The sequence below is a fragment of the Streptomyces sp. NPDC046716 genome (assembly GCF_040645755.1).
Classification (GTDB): domain Bacteria; phylum Actinomycetota; class Actinomycetes; order Streptomycetales; family Streptomycetaceae; genus Streptomyces.
In genome coordinates this window covers 1-13,097 of sequence record NZ_JBEYYU010000002.1, presented here as the reverse complement: position 1 = coordinate 13,097, position 13,097 = coordinate 1, and the positions used below count along the sequence as shown (strand labels likewise).

Sequence of the window (13,097 nt, the reverse complement as noted above, 5' to 3'; positions counted from 1 at the left end):
CCCCGGGGCCCGTCCTACACGTCGCGGCTGTTGAGGCTCGCGAACGCGGCGGCCAGGGCGACGCCGCTGATGGCGATCATGATCCACAGCGGGTCCCAGCCGGACGGCCCGGAGCCCCCGGTCACCGAGTTGTTGTAGAGCACCGCGAGCTGGCTCGGGATCGAGTACTCCAGCAGGGCCTGCTGGAGGTCCTTGAGTGATTCCGCGAACATGAACAGCGCGAGGACCAGCGGCAGCAGCACCAGGCCGATCATGATGGTGATCGCGCCCGCCGAGTGCCGCACGAGCGTGCCGAGCGCGAGACCGAGCAGGCCGAGCAGCGCCACGAACAGGCCGACGCCGACGGTCGACTTGAACCACATGGTGCCGGTCGGCGAGTCCTCGGCGCCCACGATGGCCACCTGGAGCGCGCCGACCAGTCCGGCGACCACCGTGGTCAGCGCGAAGACCAGGGTGAAGAACACGATGGCCTTGGCTGCCAGCACCCGGCTGCGGCTCGAGCAGGCCGTCATCGTCGTACGGATCATGCCGGTGCCGTACTCGGACGCGATGGTCAGGACGCCCAGCGTGATCACGCAGATGATGCCGAGCAGCACACCGAAGAAGCCGAGGCCCAGCGTCTCGTTGCCGTCCATCGCCGAGGTGTCCGCGGAGGCGACGACCGCGGCCGACGCGAGGCCGATGCCGACCATGAGCACGATCATCACGCCGAGCGTCCACATCGTGGAGCGCACCGATCTGATCTTGGTCCATTCCGAGGCGAGCGCGTCACCGAGGTGGGCGCGGCGCACGGGGATGGGGGAGTGGTACGAGGTGCCGGGCGGGGCGTAGGGAGGGGGCGGCGTGCTCATCGGGCGTCGTCCTTCTGCGTCTCGTCCGTCTTGTCCATCGTGGCCGTCGTGTTCGCCGGGGCGGGCGGCGCGACGGGGAGGGCCGGCGCCGGCGCCGCTGCGGGCGCCGGGGGCTGCGGGGTGGCGTACGGGTTCGCGACCGGGGCCGGGGGCTGCTGCGGCTGGCCCTGGGGCGGCGGCGGGGCGTACCAGCCCGGCTGGTCCTGGCCCGGGACCGGCATCGGCGCCTGCGGCGGCATCATGCCGGGCGCGAGCGGCTGCTGCAGGCCCGCCCGCTGGTCGACCGTGGAGCGGTAGTCGACGGCGCCCTGCGTCATCCGCATGTACGCCTCCTCCAGCGAGGCCTGATGCGGGGACAGCTCCCACAGCCGGACGTCCGCCTCGTGCGCGAGGTCGCTGATCCGCGGCAGCGGCAGGCCCGTCACGCGCAGCCCGCCGTCCGGCTCGGGCAGCACCTGGCCGCCCGCCTCGGTCAGCGCCGTGCTCAGCTTCTCGCGCTGGGCCGGCTCGGTGTCCGGGGTGCGCACGCGCGCGAAACCGGCCGAGTTGTGGGCGATGAAGTCCCGGACGCTCATGTCGGCGAGCAGTTGCCCGCGTCCGATCACGATCAGGTGCTCGGCGGTCAGCGCCATCTCGCTCATCAGGTGCGAGGAGACGAAGACCGTGCGGCCCTCGGCGGCCAGCGACTTCATCAGGTTCCTGACCCAGAGGATGCCCTCCGGGTCCAGGCCGTTGACCGGCTCGTCGAAGAGCAGCACCTGGGGATCGCCGAGCAGCGCCGCCGCGATGCCGAGCCGCTGGCCCATGCCGAGCGAGAACCCGTTGGAACGCCGCCTGGCGACCTCCTGGAGGCCGACGACGCCGAGCACCTCGTCGACCCGGCGGGCCGGGATGCCGGAGAGCTGGGCCAGGCTCAGCAGATGGCTGCGGGCGGTCCGGCCGCCGTGCACGGCCTTCGCGTCCAGCAGCGCGCCCACCTGGCGCGGCGCGTTCGGCAGCTCGTTGTACGGGTGCCCGCCGATGGTCACCCTGCCCTGGGTCGGCTTGTCGAGGCCGAGGATCATCCGCATCGTCGTCGACTTGCCCGAGCCGTTCGGCCCCAGGAAGCCGGTCACTGTTCCCGGCCGGACCTGGAAGGAAAGGTTGTACACGGCCGTCTTCGCGCCGTAGCGCTTCGTCAGGCCGACTGCCTCGATCATTCTCCGCACCCATCGGAAGGTCTGAACGGTTCTGAAAGGTTCAGGACGTCGGGGCAGACGCCCCCGTAAGGGTTAGGAGCGTATCCGAGCGCTGACGGTTCCGGCCAAGAGTGAGCAAAGGGATCAGCGGGGCCAGTGGGCGGTCTGGTAACCGGTTTCCCGGAGCAGCCGGGTGCCCTCCTCACGCGCGGCGGGGGAGGCGGCGGCCCGGCGCACCCAGTCGTCGGGCGTCGGGCCGAGCAGGGCCAGCAGCGCGGGGGAGCGGCGCAGGAGGGCGGTGAGCAGCGCCGCCTGGTCCCCGCCGCCGGGACGCGGGGCGCCGCCGGTCGCGGGGTCGGTCAGGACCCCGTACTCGCTGACGTAGAGCTGGAGCCCCGGGACCGGGGCGTCCGGCACCGCCACCCTGCGGTAGTTCGGCAGCTCGGTCGCGTCCACGGCCTTGAGCTGGACCTCGTCGAGCCAGGTGACGACGAGGGTGAGGGCGGCGCCGGGGTCGGGGTAGGGGGCGGCCGCGACGTAGCCGTTGCGGCCGATGTGGGCGGAGCAGCCGATGCCGATGCCGCGCGTGCGGACCGGGATCATGGGGACCCGTACCGGAAGGCTCAGGCGGGTCAGCTTGTGGGCGATCTGGGCGGGGGAGGCGTTGGAGCCCACGGCGAGGACGGGTGTGCGGTCCTTCAGTACGTCTGTCAGGGCGTCCTGAATGGTGAGGTCGTGGAGTTCGTCGCCGAGGAGGAGGGCCGGGGTCGTGATCGGGCGGCCCGGGTAGGTGAGCGGGGCCAGGGCCGGGGGTGTGCCGTAGCCGAGGGCCTTCAGGGTGCGGGCTGGGTCTTTTGGCGCCATAGGGGCGCAGGTTAGGGGGTCCGTGCGGGTCCGGTGGGGCTTCTCGCGCAGTTCCCCGCGCCCCTGACGGGGCGCACATGGCCGGTCGCGCTTGCGCGGTGGAGCCGCGGATCGATACGGCCCGCGCCCCTGACGGGGCGCTGCTACGCGTCCCGCTTCTTCAGGAGGGCGTAGCCCACGAGCAGTGCCACCGCCACCCACACCAGCAGGATCGCCAGGCCGCCCCACGGGCCGTACGCGGTGTCGTCGGTCGGGGGGACCACCTGCATGATCCGCTGGCCCGCCTGGTCGGGGAAGTACTGGGCGACCTTCCTCGTCGCCGAGACGCTGCCGAGGATCGGGGAGATCAGGAAGAAGAACGGCATGAGGATGCCGAGCGAGAGCATCGGTGAGCGGAGGACCGAGGCGACGCCCATGGAGAACATCGCCACCAGCGTCATGTAGACGGCGGCGCCGATCACCGCGCGCAGCACGTTCGGGGCGCCCAGGTCCGTGCTGTGGTCGCCGAGCATGAGCTGGCCGAGGAAGAACGACGCGAAGCTGGTGACCAGCGCGACGGCCAGGACCAGCAGCGAGGCCACCGCGATCTTGCCGAACAGAAACGTGCCGCGCTGCGGGACCGCCGCGAGCGAGGTGCGGATCATGCCGGTGCTGTACTCGCTGGCCACGACGAGGACACCGAAGACCACCATCGCCAGCTGCCCGAGGGAGAGGCCGGAGAAGGAGATGTAGGTCGGGTCGAACGTCAGTCTGCTCTCGCGGGACATGTTGTCGAAGTCGTTGCCGGACAGGGCGCTGACGAGCATGCCGAGCCCGGCCGAGACGACGACGGCGAGGCTGAGGGTGAGGGCCGTCGAGTTGACCGACTTGATCTTGGTCCACTCGGAGCGGAGGACCTGGGCCGCGGCCATCTCAGGCCCCCTTCCCTTGGTGCTTGTCACGGTTCCAGGACGCGCCCCAGCCCTGCTGCTGCGGCTGTTGTTGCTGCTGCGGTGGCGGAGCCGCCTCGCCCGAGTGCGCGTGGTACTCGACCGACCCGGCGGTGAGCTGCATGAACGCCTCTTCGAGGGACGCCTGCTGCGGACTCAGCTCGTGCAGCACCAGCTGATGGCTCGCGGCCAGCTCGCCCAGCTGTTCGGGGGAGCCGCCGTCGACCTCCAGGGTGCCGTTGCCGGACTCCACGGCCGTGATGCCGTTCTCGTGCAGGACGTCCAGCAGGCGCTCGCGCTGCGGCGAACGCAGCCGCACGAACGACCGCGAGTTCTCCCGGATGAAGTCCGCCATCGAGGTGTCGGCGAGCAGCCGGCCCTGCCCGATGACCACCAGGTGTTCGGCGGTGAGCGCCATCTCGCTCATCAGGTGCGAGGAGACGAAGACCGTACGGCCCGAGGCCGCGAGCGACTTCATCAGATTGCGGATCCAGTGGATGCCCTCGGGGTCCAGGCCGTTCACCGGCTCGTCGAACATCAGGATCTGCGGGTCGCCGAGGAGCGCGCCCGCGATGCCGAGCCGCTGGCCCATGCCGAGCGAGAAGCCCTTGGACTTCTTCTTGGCCACCGCCGTCAGGCCGACGGTGTCCAGCACCTCGTCCACCCGGCTCCTGGGGATGCCGTTGGACTGGGCGAGGCAGAGCAGATGGTTGTACGCGCTGCGGCCGCCGTGCATCGCCTTCGCGTCGAGGAGCGCGCCGATGAACGTGAGGGGGTCCTTGAGCCGGGCGTACTGCCTGCCGTCGATCCGGACCGTGCCCGCGGTGGGGTTGTCGAGCCCGAGCATCATGCGCATCGTCGTCGACTTGCCCGCGCCGTTCGGGCCGAGGAAGCCCGTGACGATGCCCGGCCGGACCTGGAAGGTGAGGTTGTCCACGGCGGTCTTGTCGCCGTAGCGCTTCGTCAGCCCCTCGAGCTCAATCATGCGGCCACGCTAGAGCGCGCGTAAGCCCCCTGCCACTTGTTCGGGGCAGGGGGCTTACAGAGTGACGCCTGTGGCGATCAGCGGGACTGCTGCGCCGGAACCCCACGGGAGATGGGCTCGTCCTCGACCGGCGCACCGGCGGCGGCGACCGCCGCACCGGTGAGCGTGGCCAGCATTTCGCGCACGTTCGTCAGCTGGGCGTTGATCGAGTCGCGGCGGTTGGTGAGCGCCGCCAGCTCGCGCTCGGATTCCGAGCGGATGCGGTCGGCCTTGGCGTTCGCGTCGGCCACGATGTCCTCGGCCTGGCGCTGGGCCGTCTCCACCGTCTGACGGGCGCGGCGCTCGGCGTCCGTGCGCAGCTTCTCGGCCTCCAGGCGGAGCTGCTCCGCGCGGTGCTCGATCTCCGCGAGGCGCTTCTCGGCCTTGGCCTGACGCGAGGCCAGGTCGCGCTCGGACTGCTCGCGCCGCTTGGCCAGGTTCGTCTCGAAGTCCGCGGCGGCCTGGGCGGCCTTGGCGCGGGTCTCCTCGAAGAGGGCGTCCGCCTCCTCGCGCTTGGACTGCGCGTCCTTCTGCGCCTCGGAGCGCAGCGTGGACGCCTCGCCCTTGGCCTTCTCGACGATCCGGACGCCCTCGTCCTCGGCCTTGGCCTTGCGCTCGGCGGCGAACGACTCCGCGTCGTTGCGCACCTGCTGCGCCGCGGACTCGGCGAGCTCGCGGTGCTGCTCGGCGGCCCGGCGGGCCTCCTCGCGCAGGTCCTTGGCCTCCTCCTCGGCGAGACGGAGGATCTTCTCGACACGCGCGCCGAGGCCGGCGTACGACGGCTCCGCGTCGTTCACCTGGGCCTGGGCGTTCTGTGTCTCGAGGTGGAGTTCCTCGATGCGCTTTTCCAGAGCAGTGATGCGAGCGAGAGCGCTGTCACGGTCGGAGACGAGCTTGGAGATTCGTTCGTCCACCTGAGCGCGGTCGTACCCACGCCGCACAAGCTCGAAGCCGTAGGGGGAAGTGTCGCTCATGGGGTTCCTGTCGAATGAGACCGGTGAGGTGATAAGGGGAATCCTAGGGGTCAAAGCGGCGTGTCATCGAGCAGATGCCTGTTTGATCTGGAGAATGACACCCCTTTTGAGTGGCGTAGCGGCTGAGCACTTGCCAGGAGTAGGGCCGAACGACCTCTTCAAGCACGTTACTTGCTCTCCTGGCTAGCCCTCTGCCCCCTTGCCACCCGATCGGGTACCCCCTGCCGCGGCGCCGGCCTTGACGCCGCCGTCCTTGCCCGATCCGGGAGTCTCAAAAGACTCCAACGCCTCCAACACGTCCTGGACACGGGAGATTTCGGCGTTGATGTCCTCGCGGCGTCTGACCAGCACATCCAGATCGCGCTGACCCTTCTCGATCATGGCGGTGGACTCCTCCTCGGCGTCGGCCCTGATCTTCTCCGCCTCGCGCGTCAGCTCGGCCTTCTTCTGCTCGGCCTCCTTGAGCAGCCCCTCGGCCTTCTTCACGGCGGCGATCCGGACCTTGCCCGCCTCCGAGTTGGCGTCGTTGAGGATGTCCTTGGACTTGGCGGTGGCCTCGGCCAGTTGCTCCTCGGCTGCCTTGACCAGGGCGTCGCAGCGCTCGCCCGCGTTCTTCATCGCCTCGGCGGACTCGCGGCGTGCCCGCTCGTGCAACTCCTCGATCTCGCCCGTGATGCGGTCGCGCAGCTCCTCGGCCCGCTCTCTTATCTGAGTGGCGTCCCGGCGGGCCCCGACGAGGAGTTCGTCCGCGTCGGTACGGGCCTTCTCCACCGTCGTATTGCCCTCGACGGTCGCCTCCGAGGTCAGCCGCTCGGCCTCCGTGCGGGCCGCGCCGACCATCGTGTCGGCCTGCGCCTCGGCGTCGGCGGTCGTCTTCTGCGCCGTCTCGTGCGCCTCGCGCGTCAGCTTGTCGGCCTCGGCGGCGGACTCCGTGATGAGCTTGTCGACCTGCTCGGCGGCCTCCGTACGGCGCTTGTTCGCGTCCTTGCGGGCCTCGTCCAGGGTGCGCTCCGCCTCGTCCCGCGCGGCGGACGTGACGCGCTCCGCCTCCTGGGCGGCCTCGGCCTTGACGCGCTCGGACTCGGTACGGACGCGCTCCGCGTGCTGCTGCGCCGAGCCGACCGTCTCCGCGGCCTCGGCCCGCAGCCGCTCGGCGTCGCCGGACGCGTCCGCGATCAGCTTCTCGGCCTTGGCGACCGACTCGGTGCGCAGCCGCTCGGCCTCGGTGGTGGCGTCGCCGACGCGCTTCTCGGCCGCCGCGGTGGACTCCGCGCGGACCCGCTCCGCCTCGGTGTTCGTCTCCGTCGTCAGCCGCTCGGCCTCGGTGCGCGCCTCTCCGATCAGGGTGTCGGCCTGGGTGGCGGCGTCCGACCGGATGCGGTTGGCGTCCTCGCGGGCCTCGGCGCGGGTGCGCGAGGCGTCCTGGTCGGCGCCCGAACGCAGGTCGGAGACCTCGGTGCGGACCCGCTGGGCGTGCTCGGCGGTCTCGCTCCGCAGCCGCTCGGACTCGGCGATCGCCTCCGAGACGGTGTGCTCCGCCAGCGACTTGGCGGCCTCCGCCTCGGTGGCGGCCTCGGACCGCAGCCGGTTCGCGTCCTCGGCGGCGCGCTCGCGCTCCGCGTACGCGTCGGAGCGGACCCGGTCGGCCTCCTCCTGCGCCTCCTGCTTGGTGCGGCCGGCCGCGTGCTCGGCGGCCGAGCGCAGCCCCGCGATCTCCTCCTGGGCCTGCTCCTGCAGCCCGGACACGGAGTCGCGCACCTGCTGCGCGGTCTGCTCGGCGGCGGAGACCAGCTCGGTGGCCCGCTGGTCCGCCTCCTCGACCAGCCGGGTGGCCTCGGTCTGCGCCTCCTCGACCCGGGCGCGGGCGACGGCCAGCAGCTCCTCGCTGCGCTCGCGGGCCCGCTCGCGCTCCTGGTCGGCCTCCTGGCGGGCGCTGCCGAGCGTCTCCTCGGCCTCGCGGCGCCTGCGGGCGGCCTCCTCGGTCGCGGCGGCCAGCGTCTCGGCGGCCTCGGCGGCGATCCGCTCGGCGGCGGTCTGCGCCTCGGCGCGGAGCCGGTCGGCGGACTCCTGGGCCTCGGTCTTGAGCCGCTCGGCCTCGGTGGCGGCCTCGGACCGCAGCCGTACCGCGATGTTCTCGGCCTCGGAGCGGGTCGTCGAGGCGTCGGCGGCGGCCTCGGTGCGCAGCCGCTCGGCCTCCGTCTCGGCCTGCGCCTGCAAGGTCCGTACGCGCTCGGCGGCCTCGGTGCGCAGCCGGTCGCCCTCGTCGGCTGCCTCCCGGCGCAGCCGCTCGGCCTCGGCACGCGCGTCCGTCAGCGTCGTCTCCGACGCCGTCAGGCGCTCCTCGGCCTCGGTGTGCAGCCGGGTCAGCTCGCGGGCCGCCTCGTCCTGCCGGTTCCTTATGGCCTCTTCGGTCTCGTCCTTGAGGGCCTGCGCGGCGCGCTCCGCCTCGGCGCGGGTGGCCTCGGCCTGCTCGTCGGCCTCGGCACGGTGCCGGTCGGCCTCGGCGCGGGTGCGCTCCAGCGTCTCCTCGGCCTGCTTGCGCAGACCCGTGGCGCGCTCGATGGCCTCGGTGCGGACCCGCTCGGCCTCGGTCGTGGCACCGCTGCGCAGCTCGTCGGCGTCGGCCCTCGCCTTGGCGAGGAGCTGTTCGGCGGTCTTGGCCGCCTCCTCGATCTGCTGGACGGCCTCGCGGCGGGCCTCGGCCCGGATCCGCTCGCCCTCCTCGACGGCCTCGGCCCGCAGCTGCTCGGCCTCGCCGCGCAGCCGGCGCGCCTCCTCCTGGAGCTCGACCGTCTTGGCCCGGTACTCCTTGGTGTCGTCCTTGGCCGCACCCTTGAGCTGCTCGGAGATGTCGTGCGCCTCGGCGCGCAGCCGGTCCGCCTCGGCCTCGGCCTCGGTGCGGATCCGCTCGGCCTCCTCGGTGGCGGCCTTCGTCGTCGACTTGGCCTCCTCGGAGGCCTTGTTGAGCACGTCCTCGGCGGTGCGCGCGGCCTTCGCCAGCTCGCCGGCGGTCTCCTCCGCGGTGACCGTACGGGCCTTCTCCTTGGCCTGCGCGATCAGCTGCTCGGCCTCGGCCCTGGCGTCGGCGACGACCTGCTCGGCCTCCGACTTGGTGGTCTCGGCCTCCTTGGTGGCCTCCTGGACCAGGCGCGCGACCTGCTCCTTCGCGGTCCGCGTGCGCTGCTCGTTGGCCGACTCGGCGCTCGCGAGCTGCTTGGCCGCGGCGTCCTTGGCCTCGGTGAGGACCTTCTCGGCCTCGGCGCGGGCCTCGCGCAGCGCGGTGTCCGCCTCGGAGATCTTCTGCTCGGCGGCCCGGCTCAGCTCGCCGGCCTGGCGGCGGGCGGCGTCCGACTCGGCGGTCGTGCTGGTGCGCAGCTGCTCCGCGTGGTCGGTGGCCTCCTGGGCCTGCGTCGACGCGGCATTGAGCAGGCGCTCGGCGTCCTGGCGGGCGCGGGCGAGGAGGGCCTGGGCCTCGGCGCGCGCGGTCTCCGCCTCGCCGGTCAGCCGGCGGCCGGCCTCGGCGGCGACCCGCTCGGTCTCGGCGCGGGCGGCGGCCAGCGACTGGTCGGCCTCGGCGCGCGACTCGTCGAGCAGGCGGCGGGCCTGCTGCTCGGTGCGGGCGCGCAGCTGCTCGGCCCACTGCACGTTCTCGTTGACGTGGGTCTCGACCGTGCGGCGGCGCTCGGCGAGCTCCTGGTCGAGCTGCTGCCTGCGGTTGACCGCCTCGGTGTGCAGCTCGGACTGGAGCCGGGCCTGCTGCTCGGCGTGCTCCTGGAGGATGCGCTGGGTCTGCGCCCGGGCCTCGCGCAGCTCGCGCTCGGCGTCGGCGCGCAGCTGCTCGGCCTGGATCTGGGCATTGCGGAGCAACTGCTCGGCCTGATAGCCGATGTCCGCCCCGTCATAGGCAGGCCGGGACGCGAGGCTGCGGCGCGCCTCGTGCAGCTTGGCGCGCAACACCTCCACCTGGTAGCCCAGGTCCTCGGCGTGCTGGACGGCCTTCTCCCGCTCGGTCTTCAGCCGCTCCATCTCGGCTTCGAACCGCGAGAGATGGTCGGTCTCAGCCGGCCGCCGGCCGTCCTGGCTCTCGTAGCCCCGCACTGCGCGGTCCCATCCGTCCCCTGGTCGCAAGTTCTTCCTTACGAGCTCCGTCCATACGCCGAACGGGGCCCCCGGGGAATGGTGTCAGATCGACAAGGAGTACGCAGTCGGCGCTCGGGACCCATGTGTTCCGGCCCTTTCGCCCCGACCCTCGTCCCCCGATACCCGGACCCCGGCCCACGACTGTCCGTTGGTGGCGACAGTCGCTCCCCAACCCTACCGGCCCGAGTATGCGGAGGTCAGTGGTCGGCCGACTCCTGGGGTGCGGAGGTGACGAGTTCCGTCAGCACGCCGTGGCAGTCCTTGGGGTGCAGGAACGTGATGCGGGACCCCATCGAACCCCGCCGGGGCTCGTCGTACAGGACGCGTACGCCCTTGCCCCTGATGGCGTCGGCGTCGGTGTCGACATCGGCCGTACCGAAGGCGATGTGGTGCACTCCCTCGCCGTTCTTGGCCAGCCACTTGCCCACCGCGGAGTCCTCGCGGGTGGGTTCCAGCAGCTGGAGGTAGGAGGCCCCGCCGTCGTCGGTCTCGTTGATCTTGAGCATGGCCTCGCGCACGCCCTGCTCTTCGTTGACCTCGGTGTGGAACACCTCGAATCCGTACGTGGCCCGGTAGAACTCGACGGTCGCGTCGAGGTCGTGGCAGGCGATCCCGATGTGGTCGATTCGCGTCAGCATGGGTCAAGTGCAGCGCGGTTCGTCGTGGTTACGCAACGTGCGCGCGATCACATTCACTGGCCGATGACGGGCGGCGTACCGCTCAGTACATTCGAGTAAACCCTCGTTCACTCCTCATCTCCCAAGGGGCTGTGCCTCATGTCTGGAACGACCGGTACCACCTCAGTGATCGTCGCGGGCGCGCGCACGCCCATGGGACGACTGCTGGGATCCCTCAAGTCCTTCTCCGGAGCCGACCTCGGCGGTTTCGCGATCAAGGCCGCCATCGACCGTGCGGGCATCGGTGGCGACCAGGTGCAGTACGTGATCATGGGCCAGGTGCTCCAGGCCGGGGCAGGGCAGATCCCGGCACGCCAGGCCGCGGTCAAGGCGGGCATCCCGATGAACGTCCCGGCGCTCACGATCAACAAGGTCTGCCTGTCGGGCCTCGACGCCGTCGCGCTGGCCGACCAGCTGATCCGCGCGGGTGAGTTCGACATCGTGGTCGCGGGCGGCCAGGAGTCCATGACGAACGCCCCGCACCTGCTGCCGAAGTCCCGTGAGGGCTACAAGTACGGCGCGGTCGAGATGCTCGACGCGATGGCGTACGACGGCCTGACGGACTCCTTCGAGAACATCCCCATGGGCGCCTCGACGGAGAAGCACAACACCCGCCTCGGCATCGCCCGTCCCGAGCAGGACGAGGTGGCCGCCCTCTCGCACCAGCGGGCCGCCGCCGCGCAGAAGAACGGCCTGTTCGAGGCCGAGATCACGCCCGTCGAGATCCCGCAGCGCAAGGGCGACCCGGTCCTGTTCAGCAAGGACGAGGGCATCCGCGCCGAGACCACGGCGGAGTCCCTCGGCAAGCTGCGTCCCGCCTTCGCCAAGGACGGCACGATCACGGCCGGCACCTCCTCGCAGATCTCGGACGGCGCCGCCGCGGTCGTCGTCATGAGCAAGGCCAAGGCCGAGGAGCTGGGCCTGGACTGGATCGCGGAGATCGGCGCGCACGGCAACGTGGCGGGGCCGGACAACTCGCTCCAGTCGCAGCCCTCGAACGCGATCCGGCACGCCCTGAAGAAGGAGGGCCTCGGGGTCGCGGATCTTGATCTGATCGAGATCAACGAGGCGTTCGCGGCCGTCGCCGTGCAGTCAATGAAGGACCTCGGCGTGTCCTCGGAAAAGGTGAACGTCAACGGCGGCGCCATTGCCCTGGGTCACCCGATCGGGATGTCCGGCGCGCGCATCGTGCTGCACCTCGCCCTGGAGCTGAAGCGGCGCGGGGGCGGTGTCGGCGCGGCCGCGCTGTGCGGCGGCGGCGGTCAGGGTGACGCGCTCGTGCTGCGGGTACCCAAGGCGTAACGGGTACACCGGTTCACCGGTTCACCGACTTCTCGGTACGGGTCTGACGGAACGGAGCTGTGATGCAGGACGTCCCCACGCTGGTCGCCCAGGCGAGAGAGGGCAGGCCACGGGCCGTGGCCCGGCTGATCTCGCTGGTGGAGGGGGCGTCCCCGCAGCTGCGCGAGGTCATGGCCGCCCTCGCCCCGCTGACGGGGAACGCGTACGTGGTCGGGCTCACCGGATCGCCGGGGGTCGGCAAGTCGACCTCCACGTCGGCGCTGGTGAGCGCGTACCGCAGGGCCGGGAAGCGGGTCGGGGTGCTCGCCGTCGACCCGTCGTCGCCGTTCAGCGGGGGCGCGCTGCTCGGCGACCGGGTGCGGATGTCCGACCACGCCTCCGACCCCGGGGTCTACATCCGCTCCATGGCCACGCGTGGGCACCTGGGCGGGCTCGCCTGGGCCGCGCCGCAGGCCATCCGGGTGCTCGACGCCGCCGGGTGCGACGTGGTGCTGGTCGAGACCGTGGGCGTCGGGCAGTCCGAGGTGGAGATCGCCTCCCAGGCCGACACCAGCGTGGTGCTGCTCGCGCCCGGGATGGGGGACGGGATCCAGGCCGCCAAGGCCGGGATCCTGGAGATCGGTGACGTGTACGTCGTCAACAAGGCGGACCGGGACGGCGCCGACGCCACCGCGCGCGAGCTGAACCACATGCTGGGCCTCGGGGAGTCCCGGGCGCCCGGTGACTGGCGGCCGCCCATCGTGAAGACGGTCGCGGCGCGGGGCGAGGGCATCGACGAGGTCGTCGAGGCGCTGGAGAAGCACCGGGCGTGGATGGAGGAGCACGGGGTGCTCTCCGAGCGGCGGGTGGCTCGCGCGTCCCGCGAGGTCGAGACGATCGCGGTGACCGCCCTTCGCGAGCGGATCGGCGACCTTTCCGGGGACCGGCGCCTGGGTGCCCTTGCCGAGCGCATCGTCTCCGGCGACCTGGATCCCTACCGGGCCGCCGACGAACTCGTCGAGGGGCTGACCCAGAGCGGCTGACCGCCGCTCTCGTCGTGGCTGGTCGCGCAGTTCCCCGCGCCCCTGAAACGAGCTTCGCTCGTCCAGGGGAGGCGGCGCGAAGCGCCTGCCTCAGGGGCCGAGGACCCCGTCGCCGTGCGTGCGCAGCACCTCGGCG

The 13,097-nt window shown here is 71.9% G+C and carries 10 protein-coding genes; 2 read left to right on the top strand and 8 right to left on the bottom strand.

Annotated elements, in window-relative coordinates:
- Positions 1-14: 14 nt before the first annotated feature.
- The 8 genes from ABZ930_RS01555 to mce all read right to left on the bottom strand — a co-directional run bounded on the left by ABZ930_RS01555 (position 15) and on the right by mce (position 10,598).
- A complete protein-coding gene (locus tag ABZ930_RS01555) occupies positions 15-851 on the bottom strand; it encodes an ABC transporter permease (protein ID WP_361539682.1) in 837 nt (278 codons plus the stop codon).
- On the bottom strand, positions 848-2,050 hold the full coding sequence (locus tag ABZ930_RS01550) for an ABC transporter ATP-binding protein (RefSeq protein ID WP_361539679.1): 1,203 nt from the start codon (positions 2,048-2,050) through the stop codon (positions 848-850). Before ABZ930_RS01550 ends, ABZ930_RS01555 begins: the two co-directional genes overlap by 4 nt.
- 123 nt (positions 2,051-2,173) lie before the next feature.
- Entirely contained in the window at positions 2,174-2,893 is a 720-nt protein-coding gene (locus ABZ930_RS01545) for a hypothetical protein (RefSeq protein WP_361539676.1), read from the bottom strand.
- 143 nt (positions 2,894-3,036) lie between these two features.
- Positions 3,037-3,804: an ABC transporter permease subunit gene (locus ABZ930_RS01540; protein WP_361539673.1), complete on the bottom strand. Its 768-nt coding sequence runs from the start codon at positions 3,802-3,804 to the stop codon at positions 3,037-3,039.
- A gap of 1 nt (position 3,805) precedes the next feature.
- On the bottom strand, positions 3,806-4,807 hold the full coding sequence (locus tag ABZ930_RS01535) for an ATP-binding cassette domain-containing protein (RefSeq protein WP_361539670.1): 1,002 nt from the start codon (positions 4,805-4,807) through the stop codon (positions 3,806-3,808).
- A gap of 77 nt (positions 4,808-4,884) precedes the next feature.
- Positions 4,885-5,820 carry a cellulose-binding protein gene (locus ABZ930_RS01530; protein ID WP_111668265.1) on the bottom strand — a complete coding sequence of 312 codons (936 nt, stop codon included), beginning with the start codon at positions 5,818-5,820 and terminating at the stop codon, positions 4,885-4,887.
- Positions 5,821-6,003: 183 nt separating this feature from the next.
- The gene (gene scy / locus ABZ930_RS01525; RefSeq protein WP_361539667.1) at positions 6,004-9,918 is read right to left on the bottom strand and encodes a polarized growth protein Scy; all 3,915 of its coding nucleotides are present in this window, start codon (positions 9,916-9,918) and stop codon (positions 6,004-6,006) included.
- Between the two features lie 239 nt (positions 9,919-10,157).
- Positions 10,158-10,598 carry a methylmalonyl-CoA epimerase gene (mce, locus tag ABZ930_RS01520; protein WP_361539664.1) on the bottom strand — a complete coding sequence of 147 codons (441 nt, stop codon included), beginning with the start codon at positions 10,596-10,598 and terminating at the stop codon, positions 10,158-10,160.
- A 138-nt stretch (positions 10,599-10,736) separates the two neighbouring features.
- Between mce and ABZ930_RS01515 the strand changes: the two genes are divergently transcribed.
- Together ABZ930_RS01515 and meaB are read left to right on the top strand one after the other, a co-directional pair.
- Positions 10,737-11,939 carry an acetyl-CoA C-acetyltransferase gene (locus ABZ930_RS01515; RefSeq protein ID WP_361539662.1) on the top strand — a complete coding sequence of 401 codons (1,203 nt, stop codon included), beginning with the start codon at positions 10,737-10,739 and terminating at the stop codon, positions 11,937-11,939.
- Positions 11,940-12,001: 62 nt separating this feature from the next.
- The gene (meaB, locus tag ABZ930_RS01510) at positions 12,002-12,961 is read left to right on the top strand and encodes a methylmalonyl Co-A mutase-associated GTPase MeaB (protein ID WP_361539659.1); all 960 of its coding nucleotides are present in this window, start codon (positions 12,002-12,004) and stop codon (positions 12,959-12,961) included.
- Positions 12,962-13,097 lie beyond the last annotated feature (136 nt).